This window comes from Gardnerella vaginalis (genome assembly GCF_040427915.1).
Lineage (GTDB): Bacteria > Actinomycetota > Actinomycetes > Actinomycetales > Bifidobacteriaceae > Bifidobacterium > Bifidobacterium vaginale_C.
The window spans coordinates 1,021,209-1,038,965 of record NZ_JBETXJ010000002.1 but is presented as its reverse complement, the minus strand read 5'-3'; the positions used below and the strand labels follow the sequence as shown (position 1 = coordinate 1,038,965).

Below are 17,757 nucleotides of genomic sequence, written 5' to 3'. Positions count from 1 at the left end.
TGTTCTTACTCTTACTTTATTCTTTTTAGAGCCAGATTCTACCTCACTATATTAGAACCATCTATTCCCACTCAATCGTGGCAGGCGGCTTAGATGTTACGTCAAGCACAACGCGATTAATCTGACGGCATTCGTTTGTGATTCGAGTAGAAATCTTTGCCAACACATCGTAAGGAACTCGCGACCAATCAGCGGTCATAGCATCCTCAGAGCTTACTGGTCGAAGCACAATCGGAGAACCGTATGTGCGCTCGTCTCCCTGAACTCCAACAGAGTGAACATCTGCCAAAAGGACTACTGGGCATTGCCAAATATCACGATCTAATCCAGCTGCCGAAAGCTCTTCGCGCGCAATAGCATCTGCTTCTCGAAGCACAGCTAAACGCTCTCGAGTAATCTCGCCAACAATGCGAATTCCCAAACCAGGGCCAGGGAACGGCTGACGCCAAACAATAGCATCTGGAAGCCCAAGCTCCGTACCAATTGCGCGAACCTCATCCTTAAACAGAGTACGCAAAGGTTCAATAAGCTTAAACTTTAAGTCCTTTGGCAAGCCACCAACATTGTGATGCGACTTAATGTTTGCAGCACCGTCTCCGCCACCAGATTCAACAACATCTGGGTAAAGCGTGCCCTGTACGAGGAATTTAACTTCTGCTCCAGTTTTACCAGCTTCTTCAATAACTTGGCGCTGCGCTTTTTCAAATGTGCGAATAAACTTTTCTCCGATAATCTTGCGCTTGCGCTCTGGCTCACTTACGCCTTTAAGCGCATCTAAAAAGTCATCTTCTGCATCTACTGCAATAAGCTTTATTCCAGTTGCTTCAACGAAATCATGCTTAACTTGCTCAACTTCACCTTTACGAAGAAGACCATGATCTACGAAAACGCAAGTAAGCTGATCTCCAATTGCTTTATGCACTAAGGCTGCTGCAACAGCGGAATCGACTCCTCCAGAAAGTCCACAGATAACTTGTGCATCTCCAACTTCGGCGCGAATCTTTGCAACCTGATCTTCTATAATATTCGAAGGATTCCAATCATTTTCCAGACCTGCGCATTCGTGCAAAAATGTAGAAATAAGCTTTTGACCTAAAGGCGTATGCTTGACTTCTGGATGCCATTGCACTCCATAAAGCTTGCGATTTTTATCTTGCATAGCTGCAACTGGAGCACCTTGAGTGTGAGCAAGCACCTCAAATCCTTCTGGCGCACTCTTAACTGCCACTCCGTGGCTCATCCAAGTATTTTGATCTAATGGAGAATTTGCAAGCAATCCTTCTGCTTCATCAATAGTTGCATGCGTTTTTCCGTACTCGCCCAATGCCGCTTTGTCTACAACTCCGCCAAGCTCGTGAGCCATAACTTGGAATCCGTAGCAAATTCCAAGCACTGGAACGCCTGCTTCAAAAATCTTTGTGTCAATTTTTGGCGCTCCTGGCTCATAAACGGAGGCAGGTCCGCCAGAGAGAATTATGGCTTTTGGATCTTTTGCCAGCATCTCTTCTACTGGCATAGAGTGTGGAACAAGCTCCGAATAAACGTTTGCTTCCCTCACTCTTCTAGCGATTAGCTGGGCATATTGGGCACCGAAGTCAACTACAAGTACCGGACCTTTTGCCATGATTCTCCTTATTTACACGCTTCTTATATATTCCTTATTTATCACTTTATTTTTTGCAAATATTTTAAAGGTGATATTTAAGGCTGATTCAATTTATACTAATGGCGCTTTGCGACGTTGCAGCGCTTCGAAACGCCGTGACTTATCTAGTTTTAAAACCAATCAAGCTTTATATAGCAATAAAGTGAACATAAAACATAACATAAATGATAATTTTAAGAAGATTTTTGCGAACACTTTAACACATTTTTTCAACAAAATCGCACGTAGTGAGTAATCAAACGCACAAAAGTCAAAAGCTGTTACTATACTGAGAACGATGGAAAAAGAGGCTAATACATTCGTTTTTCAGCCTCTATAACCAAATGGTAATGATTAAAATTGCACTGAAAAGTGCTTGAGTACAGGAGTACACATGACGAGTCCTGTTATTGGCACCCCTTGGAAGAAGCTAAATGCTCCAGTTTCTGAGGCGGCCATCGAAGGCGTAGACAAGTATTGGCGCGTAGCAAACTATCTCGCAATCGGTCAGATTTATCTTCGCAGCAACCCTCTAATGAAGGAGCCATTTACTCGCGAAGATGTTAAGCATCGTCTGGTAGGTCACTGGGGCACTACTCCAGGCCTTAACTTCCTTATTGGACACATCAACCGCTTTATCGCTGATCACCAGCAGAATACTGTAATCATCATGGGTCCAGGTCACGGCGGACCAGCTGGTACTGCTCAGTCCTACCTCGACGGCACATACACCGAATATTATCCAAAGATTACTAAGGACGAAGCTGGCTTACAGAAGTTCTTCCGTCAGTTCTCTTACCCAGGCGGTATTCCTTCCCACTTCGCTCCTGAAACCCCAGGTTCCATCCACGAAGGTGGCGAGCTTGGTTACGCGCTCTCCCACGCTTACGGCGCTGTAATGAACAACCCAAGCTTGTTTGTTCCAGCAATCGTCGGCGATGGCGAAGCTGAAACTGGTCCTTTGGCCACCGGTTGGCAGTCCAACAAGCTTGTGAACCCACGTACCGATGGTATCGTGCTTCCAATCTTGCACTTGAACGGTTATAAGATTGCTAACCCAACTATTCTTTCCCGTATTTCTGACGAAGAGCTTCATGAGTTCTTCCACGGCATGGGTTATGAACCATACGAGTTCGTTGCTGGCTTCGACGATGAGGATCATATGTCCATCCACCGTCGCTTCGCTGATATGTTCGAAACCATCTTCGATGAGATTTGCGATATTAAGGCTGAAGCTCAGACTAACGATGTAACTCGTCCTTACTATCCGATGATTATCTTCCGCACTCCAAAGGGTTGGACCTGCCCGAAGTTCATCGATGGCAAGAAGACCGAAGGTTCTTGGCGTGCACACCAGGTGCCACTGGCATCTGCTCGCGATACCGAAGCTCACTTCGAGGTTTTGAAGAACTGGATGAAGTCCTACAAGCCTGAAGAGCTCTTCGATGAAAAGGGTGCTGTTAAGGAAGACGTTCTTTCCTTCATGCCAAAGGGCGAACTCCGTATTGGTGAAAATCCAAACGCTAACGGCGGTCGTATTCGTGAAGATTTGAAGCTTCCAAAGCTTGAGGATTACGAAGTTAAGGAAGTTAAGGAATTCGGTCACGGCTGGGGCCAGCTCGAAGCTACCCGTCGTCTTGGTGTCTACACTCGTGACATCATCAAGAACAACCCAGATTCCTTCCGTATCTTCGGACCAGATGAGACTGCTTCCAACCGTTTGCAGGCTGCTTACGAGGTAACCAACAAGCAGTGGGATGCTGGCTACCTTTCTGGCTTAGTTGATGAGCACATGGCTGTTACCGGTCAGGTCACCGAGCAGCTTTCCGAGCACCAGATGGAAGGCTTCCTCGAGGGTTACTTGCTCACTGGTCGTCACGGCATCTGGAGCTCTTACGAGTCCTTCGTACACGTTATTGACTCCATGTTGAACCAGCACGCAAAGTGGCTTGAGGCTACCGTTCGCGAGATCCCATGGCGTAAGCCAATCTCCTCTGTGAACTTGTTGGTATCCTCTCACGTATGGCGTCAGGATCACAACGGCTTCTCGCACCAGGATCCAGGCGTAACCTCCGTGCTCTTGAACAAGACCTTCAACAACGATCACGTAATCGGCATCTACTTCCCAGTAGATTCCAACATGTTGCTTGCTGTTGCTGAAAAGGCTTACAAGTCCACCAACATGATTAACGCTATCTTCGCTGGTAAGCAGCCAGCTGCTACTTGGTTGACTCTCGACGAAGCCCGTGAAGAGCTCGAGAAGGGTGCTGCTGAGTGGAAGTGGGCTTCCAACGCTAAGAACAATGACGAAGTTCAGGTTGTTCTCGCTGGTGTTGGCGATGTTCCACAGCAGGAATTGATGGCCGCTGCCGACAAGTTGAACAAGCTTGGCGTTAAGTTCAAGGTTGTTAACGTTGTTGACTTGCTCAAGTTGCAGTCCGCTAAGGAAAACAACGAAGCTTTGACTGACGAAGAGTTCACTGATCTCTTCACTGCTGACAAGCCAGTCCTCTTCGCTTATCACTCCTACGCACATGACATTCGCGGCTTGATTTACGATCGTCCAAACCACGACAACTTCAACGTTCATGGCTACAAGGAGCAGGGCTCCACCACCACGCCATACGATATGGTTCGCGTGAACGACATGGATCGTTACGAGCTTACCGCTGAAGCATTGCGCATGGTTGATGCCGCTAAGTATGCCGACGAAATCAAGAAGCTCGAGGACTTCCGCCTCGAAGCCTTCCAGTATGCAGTCGACAAGGGTCTTGATCACCCAGACTACACCGATTGGGTATGGCCAGGCGTTAAGACCGACAAGCCAGGCGCTGTCACCGCTACCGCTGCAACCGCTGGCGATAACGAGTAGTTTTAAGCTATCAATGCTAAAATTGCTTAGCTGATTTTTAGGGAGTCAATCGAAAGGTTGGCTCCCTAAAAAATTAATAAAAAATACGCAAAAAATTAAAAAATCAGCTTGTTGTCCCACAAATAGCTCTAAAATAACTAGAGGATTCTTCGTTTGATATGCAAATTTTTCAACGTTGAAATACGAAGAATAGCAAAAACGAAAATGCGAAACAAAATAAAAATGCAACGCAAAATAGAATAAACAAATAGAATAAACGCAGACGCATCAAAGGAGAAAAGTCGTGTCGTTAGTTAACGTAACTATTATCAGCGCAGATTGCGCACAAAGTCGCAATGTCGTAGCACTAGGAGTTACAAAAGCTCTTTCAAGTCATTATCAAACAACTGTTTTTAGGCCATCCGCAAAACATGATGACGCGTTTACAGGCGAATTAATAGCATCAAGCAACACAAAAGCTACTCTAGAACAAGTAATCGCAGCATGCCCATGCGCAGTTCGTAAAAACAAAGACACACTAAGAGGAGATATTGTAGCTCACTTCAACGAGCTGATTAGCGTAACGAACGCTCAAGGATGCGTTATTGTAGCAAGCGATTCCACTTCTGTATTTGATCCAGATTTATTCCGATTTGATGCAAGTGTGGCAGCCGACTTAGCTTCTCCAGTGTTCCTAAGCATTTGCGCAGAAGGCAGAGATAGCGAGCAAATCTTGCAAACAATCGAAGCACAATGCGCAAGCGTCAGCAAAGAATACACAAAAGTATTCGGCATATTTGTAACTGATTGCAAAGAAGACTTAGCAAAAGAAGTAAAAGAAAACTACGCTCAAAACAATAATGGCACTCCACTTTGGACTTTGCCTTCTATAAGCGAATCAGAATCAGATAAATTCAACGATTATGTTGCAGATGAAGAAATCATCAACGCTTTGAAACAGCCTTTTAATGCACCTACTACCCCATATGCCTTCCAATACAGCTTACTTGGAAAAGCTAAAGAAAATAAGAAAACAATAGTGCTTCCAGAAGGCGAAGAAGACCGCATTCTAAAAGCAGCTGACTATTTGTTAGAGCGAGACATTGTAAATCTTATTATTGTTGGAGAACGCGAATCTATTCTTGCAAGAGGACAAGAGCTTGGATTAAAGTCTCTTAGCAAAGCAAGCTTCCAATCTATGCAAGACGAAGTAGTACTCAGCAAAATGATTAGCAAGCTTTGCGAATTGCGCGCAAAGAAAGGCATGACCGAAGAGCAAGCTCGCGAACAACTTAAAGACGCAAGCTACTTTGGCACAATGCTAGTGGTACTTGGATTAGCAGACGGACTTGTTTCTGGCTCTGTTAATTCAACGGCAAATACCGTACGCCCTGCTCTTCAAGTTATTAAAACTAAGCCTGGATCTAAGCTTGTTTCTGGCGCATTCATTATGTGCTTTAAGGATCATGTAGCAGTATTTGCTGATTGTGCTATTAATCTGAACCCAGACGCTGAACAATTGGCTGATATCGCTCTTCAATCTGCACAAACCGCTAAAGCTTTCGGATTAGATCCTAAAGTTGGAATGCTATCTTATTCAACGCTCGGATCTGGCAAGGGCGCAGATGTTGATTTAGTTGAGGAAGCTACAAGGCTGGTAAAAGAAAAAGACCCAGATTTGAAAGTTGTTGGATCTATTCAATTTGACGCTGCATGGTCTCCTACTGTTGCGGCATCAAAGGCTAAAGGCAATGATGTAGCAGGTCACGTAAATGTGTTTGTGTTCCCAGATTTATGCGCTGGAAACATTGGATATAAGGCTGTTCAGCGTTCTAGCGGCGCTTTAGCTGTTGGACCAATCCTACAAGGATTGAATAAGCCTGTTAATGACTTGTCTAGAGGAGCATTGGTTCAAGATATTATCAACACTGTTGCTCTTACAGCATTGGAAGCGCAATTCTAACAATAAATAACAAATTTAATAAATAGGTAAGTTCCTGCAGATATTCTGACTAATAAAACCCACTCATTGTAGGAACTTACCTGTACACTTAAACGTGGCAATTTACTAGCCTTATCAACACTTTATGGAGGATGCCCTCATGGCAAAAACCGTTCTTGTTATCAATTCTGGTTCTAGTTCTATTAAGTACCAGCTCGTCGATTTGGAAAGCGGCGAAGGTATTGCGTCTGGTATCGTAGAAAAAATTGGCGAACCAGTTGACGGACACTACAAGCACGTATTCAATGGCGAAAAGCATGAGTTTGACGAGCCAGTGCACGATCACGAGCAAGGCTTAAAGCGCGTACTTGGATTCTTCGAAGAATATGGTCCAAATCTTTCCAAGTCTGGAATCGTAGCTGTTGGACACCGCGTTGTTCAGGGTGGCTTAACATTCCCTAAGCCTGCATTAGTAAACAAAAAGACCATTAATAAGGTGAAGGATTTGGCTGTTTTGGCTCCACTTCACAACGGCCCTGAGGCTGTTGGCGCTGAAGTTATGACTGAACTTTTGCCAGATGTTCCACAAATTATGGTGTTTGACTCTTCGTTCTTCCACGATTTGCCACAGGTTGCTGCAACTTATGCTTTGAACAAAGATATTGCAAAGCAATACCACATTCGTCGCTATGGCGCTCACGGCACTTCCCACGAATACATTGGCTCTGTAGTTCCAAGCGTTGTTGGAAAGCCTGCAGAAGGCTTAAAGCAGATTGTTTTGCACATTGGTAACGGTGCTTCTGCTTCCGCTCAGATTTCTGGTAAGCCAGTTGAAACTTCTATGGGCTTAACCCCACTCGAAGGCTTAATGATGGGCGGCCGCACTGGCGATATTGATCCAGCAGTGGTATTCCACCTTATTCGCAATGCGCACATGAACGTGGACGAGCTTGATACGCTCTTCAACAAGCGTTCTGGCATGATGGGCATGACTGGCCACGGCGATTTGCGCGATATTCACAAGCTCATTGAAGAAGGCGACGAAGACGCTAAGCTTGCTCTCGGCGTGTACGTTCACCGCATTGTTGGCTACATTGGCAACTACACAGCTCAAATGGGCGGCGTGGACGTAATCACATTCACCGCTGGCGTTGGCGAAAACGACGAGATTGTTCGCGCTCTTGTGTGCGAAAAGCTTGCTCCATTCGGCGTTAAGCTCGATAAAGAGAAGAACTTGGTTCGCTCTAAGGAGCCACGCGTTATTTCCACTCCAGATAGCTCTGTGATTATTGCTGTAATCCCAACCAACGAAGAGTTGGCAATCGCTAGAAAGTCTGCACAAATCGCAGAAGCTGGAGTTGATTCTTACGGCAACAAGTTTGAGCGCTAAATATTTTATTAATATTTATTAGCTTATTATTTGGCTATACTTAAGTCCCGATTAGATTCATCTAGTCGGGACTTTTATATTCGGGACTTGCTATATTAAATCGCAATTATTTAGAAATCATTTTGCACCACATACCCGGAAAATCAGGAATTGTTTTACGCGTTGTTGCAATATTTTTTACGGTTATATTAGGTATACGAAGCCCTAACATTGACGCAAAAGTTGCCATACGATGATCAGCATAAGTTTCCATCACTTCCCCATGCATATTTCTGCTAGGAATAATACGAATTCCATCGTCTAGCTCTTCTGCTCCTATACCGACGCGTTTTAGTTCCGTAACTATTGCATCCAAACGATTTGTCTCGTGGCCTCTTAAATGCGCAATACCATGTAGCTCGCTTACACCATCTGCAAACGCCAACATTGCCGCAATACTAGGCGTAATCTCTCCAGCTGCGCTTAAATCCAAGTTACTAATAGCTTTTATGCTCCCATTTGACTTAACACACAGAACGCCAGAATTTAAGCTTTCATGCTCAAGAAAAACTTCTGCCCCCATTTGTTCAAGAATTCTAGGCAACAATCCCCCAGGCTGAGTAGTTTCAAATGGCCAATTAGGTATTTTAACGCATCCTCCAGCAATCAACGCGGCTCCAATAAAAGGCGCTGCATTAGAAAGATCTGGTTCTACAACAACTTCATCTGGCAAAGTCAAATCACGTTCTTCAACATGCCATACTCCGCTTTCTGGCATATCTACCACTCCGCCAGCTTTGCGAATATCTTCCATTGTCATACGAATATGAGGCATACTAGGCAGTTTACTTCCAATATGCTCAATGCATAGTCCTCCTGGAATACGCGATGCAATCAAGAGCAGAGCAGATATAAATTGAGATGACGAAGATGAGTCAATACGAACCACATGATTTTGATGAGTGGTTTGCTGGTCATTTATCTCATAACTTCCAAAATTTTTAGGTGGAATAATACTAAATGGCAAGAAACCAACTTCTCCGTGATATTTCACGTGAGCTCCAAGCTGCTCTAACCCGTCAAGAACTGGTTTCATAGGACGCGCATAAGCTTGCTTATCTCCATCAAATCGCACAGGTTTATTTGCAAATAAAGACAAAGCTGTTACAAAACGCATTACCGTACCAGCTAAGCCGCAATTAACAACAGATCCATCAGCAATGTCAAAAATATTGCCATGAGGTGGAATAACAAGCACAGATGTATATGATTCCATTTCCTCAAATCGCACGCCAAAAATCTTAAGAGCAGACATCATAAGTTCTGTATCTCTAGAACGCAAAAGCCCCTTTAAAACAACAGGTTTACTTCCAAGAGCAGCTAAAATCAAATATCGATTAGATAAAGACTTGCTTCCAGGAATATTCACTGTTGCGTTCAAAGGAGTATTGCATGATGGAGCTTGCCAAACATCATCATGATTATAAGAATTCATTATTCCGCTCATATTATGAATACTATCTATAAATATGTACGCATTGTAATTTTCACAATGCTTTACATATGAATAAACGCATTATGCCAATATCCTGTTTGTATTGAAGCATATAAAGCAATAGTAGGAACAGCAATGCAAATTACATAAAATATCCAATCGTATGCTGTTAACTTCGATTTTCGTGCCGGAACGCGTTTAATACTACTGCCAAAAGCCCTAGCTTCCATTGCTGTAGCAAGTTTCGTGCCTCTTCGAATAGATAACACGAGCAAACCAAAAGATTGCGAAAGCATGCGCTGCAACGCTTTACCATCCGATATACCACGAGACCTTCGAGCTAAACCAAAAGCACGCCAATCATTTTGTAATAGACTAAACATTCTCAATCCAGCTAATGCTCCGTACACAAATCGTGGAGAAAAATGCAAAATCTGCACTAATCCATCTGCTAAATCAGTTGGATCTAATCCAATGGCTAATATAACGCCTGGAACTGCTACAGATGCAACACGAACAAAGGTACAAATTGCCAAATACAATGATCCTTGACTTATATGCATCCAACCAAACTTAAATATATCATCTCCAGAACTTTGGCCATATAAAAGCACCGATATAAAGCTACCCGAAGCAGCAATCCAAACTGGCCAAGTATGGCGTAAAACATACCAAGGAGTTACTCCAGCAATTGCAAATAACAGTATATCTAAACCGAATGCAATAGAAGCAGAAACAATATCTAATGTTACAAACATAGGCAAGCAAAGTAATAATGCTCCAATAAAACGACTTATTGGATTGAGCTTACGAATAAACCAAGAAGGCGAAACTAGTCGTTCACTTTCTAAACGTTTAGAAGACGCTGTTACATCAATATGCGAAACTTTTAATAAACTTTCAAAATCTTTAACTTGAATACTAGACGATTCTTCTGCACTACTAGTTTTATTCACTTCTACTCATTCCCTTCGCTATAGTTATGAGCGGACTCTACGATTTTTTCGTACTCAACTCTTATTACTCTGGCATCTAAAGACTTTACAAGCTCATCATCGTGAGTAACCACAATCACCGCTGAGCCACTATCACGTATTTGCGCAATAAGTTTTACCATTGCTGTCCAAGTTTTAAAATCTTGCCCAAAAGTAGGCTCATCCATAATAACAACACGCGGAGCGGCAGCTAAAAGCGTAGCTACAGAAAGTCTACGTTTTTCTCCTCCAGATAATGTATAAGGATTAGCAAGAGCAAAACGCTTTAAATCCATACGTTCAAGCATGCTATCGGAAATATCGTAAGATTCCTTTTCGCTTTTTCCTTGCTTTTTAGGACCTACAGCAACTTCGTCTCTTACAGACGATGTTATAAATTGATGTTCTGGCTCCTGAAACACCATGCCAACTCGCCCTAGCAATTCTTGACTTTTCCAAGTAAAAAGATTATTTTTACGTCGTTTTGGAACATACTTTTCCATCATGCACACACTGCCAGCAATTGGTTTTAATAATCCTGCAAGCGTTAACGCTAGCGTGGTTTTACCAGCACCATTAGGCCCCATTAAAGCCGTTACTTCGCCAAAACGAAAAGCTACATTAACATGTTCCGCTAGTGGCAGAGTTCTTCCAAAAGAGCAATCATTAGTATAGAGCGCAACAGATTCTTCCGTATCTTTGATTTCGCCATTGATTTCGCCATTGATTTCGCCATCGCAATGTTTAGGAGCAAAAGATTTAACTGTTCTTCCTGGAACCCAAGCACCACCTTTTGCAAGCATATCGCCATATTTTTCAAAAACATCCTCAGGCTTACCGTCTGCAATAACGCATCCTATATTTGCATCATTATTATTTTCGTTTTTTCCAATAACAATAACTCTATCAATCAAATCCAGCCACACATCAATATGATGTTCAACTACAATCATTGTAGAACCTGTTTTTTTAAGAATATTTGCTACAGCATCATGCACTTGCTGAACACCTTCAGGATCTAGATTGGCTGTAGGCTCATCTAAAAGCAGCAATCCAGGATGCATTGCAAGCACTCCTGCTAAAGCAAGACGTTGCCTTTGACCTCCCGATAAAGATTGTGTTGAGCGTCTAAGACCCTGACTTCCTTGAGTAATATTGTCTAATCCAACAGCTTTTAGCGAAAGCTTTACGCGATTCCAAGTCTCTTCGCTATTAACTCCAAGATTCTCACTTCCAAAAGCTACATCGTCTCCTACTCTTTCAAGAATGATTTGAGAATCAGGATCTTGCATAACAAGTCCAACTTTTCCGCGAGCATCTCTAGCATGAACGCCACCGATTAGAAGGCTACCTTCTTCCATGCCTTCTGTTTCATCACCTAAAACACCTGCTAAACCAGCCATAAACGTACTTTTCCCAGCGCCAGAAGCACCTAAAAGCAACACATGCTCGCCAGGCGTAATATCAATATTTACATTCCTTAACACAAAATCTTTGCGCGTGGCGTGTCTCCAACCCCAGTCTTTAGCAACTACGCTCGCTGGAGTCCATTCATTTTTATCAACAAATTGCATACAAACAAACTTTCATTGCATAGCAAAATCTAAAAATATAAAAATCTAAAAATATAAAAATTGCATAACACAATTTCAAAAAATATAAAACATAGAACAAGTACGAAATATAAACATCATACGAGTAAACTACCGTGTTTTTGCATTTTGCGCATTAAACACGATAGTTTACAAGCTGCAATGAGTATTTAGATATAACTCACACTAATGCTTGAGGACGGCCTGATTCAAAACGATCAAGCACGCCCGTTGCAGCTAATGCCTTTTGAACAAACCACACTACAACGCCTGCAACAATAAAACCAGAAATAATAGAAGTAATTAGATTTGCAACAATATACTGAGTACTCCAGCCTTGACCGCCGCTAACCCAATTATAAATAAAGCAAGCTACGCCTGCTAACGATCCAGATATTGCAGTGGAAAGCAAATTCCATGTTTTGTACATAAAGAAAATGAATGCAAGTTCAGCGCCAACACCTTGAATAATACCGACGATTAACGATCCGCCAACACCCCATTGATTTCCTAACATAAGTTCCACAAAAGCAGCAAGAGTTTCAGCAAACAATGCAGCACCAGGCTTACGCACGATTATTGCAGCTAAAGGTCCAGCAAAAAGCCAAAAACCATTAGATAAACCTTCAGCACCAGGCAACAGGCTTGCAAAAAGATTAGTAGGAGCTGCGCACACAATATCCCAAGCCCAGAATAATACGCCAGATGCAACAGCGATAATAGCAGCTATGACGATATCAAGAATACGCCAGCGATTAGAATGTTCCATTGAAACATTAGTCATAATATAAGTGCCTTTCTTCAATATTGAAAGATTTGGGCACGGGGAAAGAGCGACATCCGTTGCTAACATTACTTAGCACACGTTCAATCGGTCGAAGCTTTCGCTTCCTCTCAGCCAGAAACGGCTCCCGAGTCAAATATTTATAATCACGATGTAAGAATCCAACGCAAATAATGCATCAAAAACTCACCTTTACAAGAATACACATAGAGTACTTTTTTGTATAGTAAGTGTTGAAAATGCAAATACGCAATTTTGTATAAACACATTTATATGAGTACACAACTACGTACACAGTTTGATTAAAAATTGCACAAAAACAAGCAAATACAAGCACATACAAAAAAGTCGGGGTGACAGGATTCGAACCTGCGACATCCTGCTCCCAAAGCAGGCGCGCTACCAAACTGCGCTACACCCCGAGGCTTCCAAGCTGACTACCAGCTCCAAGCACAATCAACTACAATAGCGCACATCGGAGACAAACGCAAATTTGCAACACGCGCGATAGAATATAACCAGCAATGAAAATAGGCGACAGATTTTAGAGGTTAGCATGGGGCGTTTTCAACGTGCAGAGGCGGCTGGATTAATAGCTTTTTTAGCTTGTGCAATATTCAGCATAATCGTAATGTCTGTATACATGAAAACTATGCCAGCGATTTGGCAAGTTACGCAACGATTATTTACAGTAGCGTCTGGAATAGTGGCTATTTGCAGCATGTGTACTTTTGTAGTCGGATATTTAAGAACGCACAAAGAAATACTTAAAAAGAATTGTCTGCAAATTGCAAAACATGCTTTTGAAATAATCGCATTATCTACGATTTATGGCGCAACAATGCTTCTTATGTCTTTTGCTCTGCTTTCTATAATCAATAGCATTATTGGAAGAAGCGCAGTAAACAGTTATCTTCCTGTACTTTGTTGTGCTTTAAGTGGAATTGTTGGATACGCAACTCTGGTTCAAGCGGAACTCTTAGAGGCGAAAACCGTTGCATCACTGCTACCGCTATTTGTGATTTCTGGTGCAGCAACAGCCGGATTGACATCCGACGACCCGTATTGGTACAACAATAACTTTTCTCAACTAGGAGATAAAACAACATTTGCTGCAAGCATGTTTAATGCTACGCTGATTTTAGCTGGAATATGCATTATTATTACAAGCTACTTTGCTATAACAGAGTTCGTTGCCACTCAGAAAGAAATTTTGCAACATAAAGACTCTAATGTTACGAAACACTTTAAAACTAGAACCACCATTATGGCTGCATTACTAATTTTGGGAGGAATTGCATTTATTGGTATAGGAACATTTAGATACACTCCTCACCCAGTTATACATGATTTATGCGCAAGAGGTGTTACTGGTCTTATTTGCACTATGCTTATTTGCCTTCCTTGGCTTGCTCCTAGACTTTCTAAAACATTCTACGTAGCTTCAGATTTAGCAGTAGTCCTTACCGCATGGGTTGGAAATCAATGGGTGCAGGGTCATAACACCTTAACTAATGTAGAAGCATTATCTTGTTTACTCTTTTTAGGATGGATAATAGTATTTTCAAGACAAGTCGCAGCAATGCAAAGCGACCGTTTACAAATTAAAATAAATGAACATTCTAAAAACAATATTCAATGTGATATAGATTAATCAATAAAAAAGTTGAGGCTTAGAATCTAGTTTTTAGAATCTAAGCCTCAATTAGTTTTATATATGAATATTTTTATGCTAGATTATTTTCTTCTTGATTTTCACTCATAAGCAGAAGAAAACTTCGCGATTGAGCAACAATATTGAATCCTGATTCATAATGCAATTGCGGTCCTTTTGGATTATGAGTGTCCACAACAAGAGTCCACTTTTCACCATAATTCTTATCTGGCAAAGTGAATGTTATAGGCTCATAATGCGCATTGAAAATAAGAAGGAAGTCATTATCTACCATCCTACTTCCATACCAATCGGTTTCTGGAATATCTGAACCATTCAAATAAATCATTACCGAAAGAGCATGCGTATTACTCCATGCTTCCATATCCATAACAGAACCAGTATGATCAAACCATTCTACCTGTGGAATCTCTGAAACATCATCCCCTGGTTCTCGACCAGTAAAGAATCTACGCCTGTGAAGAACAGGATGATCTAGTCTTAAATGAATAAGCTTAGAAACAAAATCAAACATATCTTTTTGTGTGGAATTAAAATCCCAATTAATCCAAGAAATAGCATTATCTTGGCAATATGCGTTGTTGTTTCCATTTTGAGTACGCATAATCTCGTCACCAGCGCAAATCATAGGAATGCCCTGGCTCATCAACAAAGTTGAGAACAAGTTTCGCATTTGACGATGACGAAGCTCATTAACATCGTGAATATTAGTAGGACCTTCTACTCCACAATTCCACGAACGATTATCGTTAGCGCCGTCGTTATTGCCTTCCTTATTTGCTTCATTATGCTTTTCGTTATAGCTCACCAAATCGTTCATAGTAAAACCATCGTGAGCAGTAATAAAGTTCACAGAAGCTACAGGCTTACGTCCATTTTGCTCATACAAATCCGAGCTTCCCATAAGACGGCTTGCAAATTCAGGCAAAGTCGATGGTTGCGAGCGCCAAAAATCGCGTACACAATCGCGGTAACGACCATTCCACTCGGACCAGCTTGGAGGGAATCCACCTACTTGGTATCCTCCAACACCAATATCCCAAGGCTCTGCAATAAGCTTTACGCTAGAAATAATAGGATCCTGCTCAATAATGTCGAAGAATGCAGAAAGCTTATCTACTTCTTGGAATTGACGAGCAAGCGTTGCTGCCAAGTCGAATCGGAATCCGTCTACATGCATTTCAGTTACCCAATAGCGCAAGCTATCTGTGATTAGTCGCAACGCTTTAGGAGAACGCATAAGAAGCGAGTTTCCTGTACCAGTAGTGTCAAAATAATGACGCTGATCGTTGTCTACTAAGCGATAGTATGCGCGATTGTCGATTCCGCGGAAGCTTAAGGTTGGACCTCTATCGTTTCCTTCAGCGGTATGGTTGTAAACAACGTCTAGAATAACTTCCATTCCTGCAGCATGGTACGCCTTAACCATTGCCTTGAATTCGTTAACTTGCTCGCCGCGTTGTCCAGAACTCGAATACGAATTCTGAGGAGCAAAGAATCCAATGGTGTTATATCCCCAATAGTTGCTCAAGCCTTTATTTTGCAAGAAAGAATCATTTACAAACTGGTGAATAGGCATAAGCTCAATAGCAGTAATACCAAGCTTTTTTAAGTAAGATATCACACTTGGATGAGCTAATCCAGCATACGTTCCACGGATTTCTGGAGGAACATTACGATTCAAATTCGTCATTCCTCTAACATGAGCTTCGTAGATCACGCTATCGTGGTACGGAATCATTGGATGCTGGTCGTTACCCCAATCAAAATATGGGTTAATAACAGCTGCTTTCATAGTGTGATCTGCAGAATCCAAAGTGTTCATTGCAGCTAAATCATCTGGATTAGCAAACCAATACGAAAATAGGCTTTCATCACCGTCAATATTGCCCTCTATTGCCTTTGCATAAGGGTCTAAAAGAAGTTTGTTTGGATTACACCACAATCCATGATTTGGATCATACGGTCCATGCACACGATAACCGTATCTCTGCCCTGGCTGTATTCCAGATATGTAGGTATGCCAAACGTAAGAATTCTGCTCGGTCATATCGATGCGAGTCTCATTGTCCTGCTCGTCGAACAAGCATAGCTCAACATGCTTTGCCACCTCAGAGAACAATGCGAAGTTCACTCCTGCACCGTCGTAGGTAGCTCCAAGCGGATACATAGAACCTGGTCTAATTTGCATAATTCAAGTATTGCATATATTTATATAGTTTTCATTAATACTGTAGGCGATTCTTTATAAAAGATGAAAAAGATTCAAAAATAATCACAATTAACGCATAATAAAAAAAAATATGAATTATATTTATGTGCCAATTCCCCTTTAAAACCAACGCAACACGCCAAAAGCATCCTTTAACCACATTGATTAAAAAATCTGGTAATTCGTTTTTAGTGTTGATGAAATAGCAACATGACATATAAGCAAAACGAATATTACACGGATGACGTGGGATTAAAAGAAGAAATTTTAAATCGCATATCAGAAATTGAAGTAGAACTATGCGATTTTTCAATCCCTAATAAAACAATAGGAAATCTTGGAGAAGAATACGCATCTCTAAAACTAATTCTTAAAAATTGGATTCTATTGGACAGAAATTGGCATAGTCGTTTTGGAGAGCTTGATGTTGTGATGATGGATCCGTTTGGAAGAATTGTATTCATAGAAGTAAAAACAAGACGAAGCGTAAGATTTGGAACTCCACTAGAAGCAGTAACAAACGAAAAATGCTTAAAAACACATAAAGCTGGATTTAAGTGGTTAGACGAGCATAACTTTTTTAAACACAGAAAAATACGATTCGACGCTGTATCAATCCTAATTTCAAAAGATAAAAATATTCAATTACATCACATTTTAGGAGCATTCTAATGGTTATTGGAAACGCATTATCTGTAGGATTACTGGGTTTGAAAGCCTTTACAATACAATTGCAGGCATTCATATCTAGCGGATTGCCAGGATTCTCTATTATTGGTCTTCCTGACACCTCTTTAAGCGAAGCGAGAGAACGAGTTAAATCAGCATATACGTCTTTACGCTGCGAATGGCCAGAAACAAGGTTAACAGTGAATCTTTCACCTGCATCTATGCCAAAAAGTGGAGCATCTTACGATCTTGCAATTGCAGCAAGCATACTTAGTGCTAGAGGAATTATCCCACTTAACGAGCTAGAAAATACGATTATTTTAGGAGAACTTAATTTAGATGGGTCAGTTTTACCAATTCAAGGTATGCTGCCAATTTGTTTATATGCCAAGCAAAAAAATATTACAAAAATGATTATTCCCTACGAAAATCTTTCAGAAGCCAAACTGATAAATGGAATTGAAGTAATTGGGATTAGACATATTTTAGATTTAGTAGACGAGCTAAACGGGAAATTGGAAAACAAAGCTAGACCGATTGCTGAAAAGA

Annotated in this window: 11 protein-coding genes, 1 tRNA gene and 1 pseudogene; 6 read left to right on the top strand and 7 right to left on the bottom strand. The window is 41.6% G+C overall.

The window, feature by feature from the left end; translation table 11 throughout:
- Nucleotides 1-61: 61 nt before the first annotated feature.
- The gene (gene guaA / locus ABVC65_RS04180; RefSeq protein ID WP_353582662.1) at nt 62-1,624 is read right to left on the bottom strand and encodes a glutamine-hydrolyzing GMP synthase; all 1,563 of its coding nucleotides are present in this window, start codon (nt 1,622-1,624) and stop codon (nt 62-64) included.
- Nucleotides 1,625-2,039: 415 nt separating this feature from the next.
- Here guaA and ABVC65_RS04175 point away from each other — a divergent pair, with 415 nt between their 5' ends.
- The 3 genes from ABVC65_RS04175 to ABVC65_RS04165 all read left to right on the top strand — a co-directional run bounded on the left by ABVC65_RS04175 (nt 2,040) and on the right by ABVC65_RS04165 (nt 7,828).
- Nucleotides 2,040-4,517, top strand: coding sequence for a phosphoketolase (locus ABVC65_RS04175; protein WP_004124987.1), 2,478 nt, complete (start codon nt 2,040-2,042; stop codon nt 4,515-4,517).
- A gap of 283 nt (nt 4,518-4,800) precedes the next feature.
- Nucleotides 4,801-6,459 carry a phosphate acetyltransferase gene (pta, locus tag ABVC65_RS04170; RefSeq protein WP_353582661.1) on the top strand — a complete coding sequence of 553 codons (1,659 nt, stop codon included), beginning with the start codon at nt 4,801-4,803 and terminating at the stop codon, nt 6,457-6,459.
- 139 nt (nt 6,460-6,598) lie between these two features.
- Nucleotides 6,599-7,828, top strand: coding sequence for an acetate/propionate family kinase (locus ABVC65_RS04165; RefSeq protein WP_004124973.1), 1,230 nt, complete (start codon nt 6,599-6,601; stop codon nt 7,826-7,828).
- Between the two features lie 106 nt (nt 7,829-7,934).
- Here the strand turns inward: ABVC65_RS04165 and aroA are convergent, their stop codons facing one another.
- The 5 genes from aroA to ABVC65_RS04140 form a co-directional block, all read right to left on the bottom strand.
- Nucleotides 7,935-9,314, bottom strand: coding sequence for a 3-phosphoshikimate 1-carboxyvinyltransferase (aroA, locus tag ABVC65_RS04160; protein WP_353582660.1), 1,380 nt, complete (start codon nt 9,312-9,314; stop codon nt 7,935-7,937).
- A 50-nt stretch (nt 9,315-9,364) separates the two neighbouring features.
- A complete protein-coding gene (locus ABVC65_RS04155; RefSeq protein WP_353582659.1) occupies nt 9,365-10,258 on the bottom strand; it encodes an energy-coupling factor transporter transmembrane component T family protein in 894 nt (297 codons plus the stop codon).
- Nucleotides 10,259-10,260: 2 nt separating this feature from the next.
- Nucleotides 10,261-11,850: an ABC transporter ATP-binding protein gene (locus ABVC65_RS04150; RefSeq protein WP_353582658.1), complete on the bottom strand. Its 1,590-nt coding sequence runs from the start codon at nt 11,848-11,850 to the stop codon at nt 10,261-10,263.
- Nucleotides 11,851-12,049: 199 nt separating this feature from the next.
- Nucleotides 12,050-12,652, bottom strand: coding sequence for an ECF transporter S component (locus ABVC65_RS04145; protein ID WP_004112516.1), 603 nt, complete (start codon nt 12,650-12,652; stop codon nt 12,050-12,052).
- Nucleotides 12,653-13,000: 348 nt separating this feature from the next.
- A tRNA-Pro gene (locus ABVC65_RS04140) sits at nt 13,001-13,074 on the bottom strand.
- A 134-nt stretch (nt 13,075-13,208) separates the two neighbouring features.
- Between ABVC65_RS04140 and ABVC65_RS04135 the strand changes: the two genes are divergently transcribed.
- A complete protein-coding gene (locus ABVC65_RS04135; RefSeq protein ID WP_353582657.1) occupies nt 13,209-14,306 on the top strand; it encodes a DUF998 domain-containing protein in 1,098 nt (365 codons plus the stop codon).
- Nucleotides 14,307-14,379: 73 nt separating this feature from the next.
- Here the strand turns inward: ABVC65_RS04135 and glgX are convergent, their stop codons facing one another.
- The gene (gene glgX / locus ABVC65_RS04130) at nt 14,380-16,518 is read right to left on the bottom strand and encodes a glycogen debranching protein GlgX (protein ID WP_016815423.1); all 2,139 of its coding nucleotides are present in this window, start codon (nt 16,516-16,518) and stop codon (nt 14,380-14,382) included.
- A 231-nt stretch (nt 16,519-16,749) separates the two neighbouring features.
- Between glgX and ABVC65_RS04125 the strand changes: the two genes are divergently transcribed.
- A complete protein-coding gene (locus ABVC65_RS04125; protein ID WP_353582656.1) occupies nt 16,750-17,211 on the top strand; it encodes a YraN family protein in 462 nt (153 codons plus the stop codon).
- A pseudogene (locus ABVC65_RS06565) lies at nt 17,211-17,727 on the top strand (magnesium chelatase domain-containing protein); the annotation flags it as partial. The gene ABVC65_RS04125 and the pseudogene ABVC65_RS06565, both read left to right, overlap by 1 nt.
- Nucleotides 17,728-17,757 lie beyond the last annotated feature (30 nt).

What these genes read in the sequence shown, in the direction of transcription:
- guaA (WP_353582662.1), bottom strand. Translation starts at nt 1,624, where the DNA reads ATGGCAAAAGGTCCGGTACTTGTAGTTGACTTCGGTGCCCAATATGCC.
- ABVC65_RS04175 (WP_004124987.1), top strand. Translation starts at nt 2,040, where the DNA reads ATGACGAGTCCTGTTATTGGCACCCCTTGGAAGAAGCTAAATGCTCCA.
- ABVC65_RS04165 (WP_004124973.1), top strand. Translation starts at nt 6,599, where the DNA reads ATGGCAAAAACCGTTCTTGTTATCAATTCTGGTTCTAGTTCTATTAAG.
- aroA (WP_353582660.1), bottom strand. Translation starts at nt 9,314, where the DNA reads ATGAGCGGAATAATGAATTCTTATAATCATGATGATGTTTGGCAAGCT.
- ABVC65_RS04150 (WP_353582658.1), bottom strand. Translation starts at nt 11,850, where the DNA reads ATGCAATTTGTTGATAAAAATGAATGGACTCCAGCGAGCGTAGTTGCT.
- ABVC65_RS04145 (WP_004112516.1), bottom strand. Translation starts at nt 12,652, where the DNA reads ATGACTAATGTTTCAATGGAACATTCTAATCGCTGGCGTATTCTTGAT.
- ABVC65_RS04135 (WP_353582657.1), top strand. Translation starts at nt 13,209, where the DNA reads ATGGGGCGTTTTCAACGTGCAGAGGCGGCTGGATTAATAGCTTTTTTA.
- glgX (WP_016815423.1), bottom strand. Translation starts at nt 16,518, where the DNA reads ATGCAAATTAGACCAGGTTCTATGTATCCGCTTGGAGCTACCTACGAC.
- ABVC65_RS04125 (WP_353582656.1), top strand. Translation starts at nt 16,750, where the DNA reads ATGACATATAAGCAAAACGAATATTACACGGATGACGTGGGATTAAAA.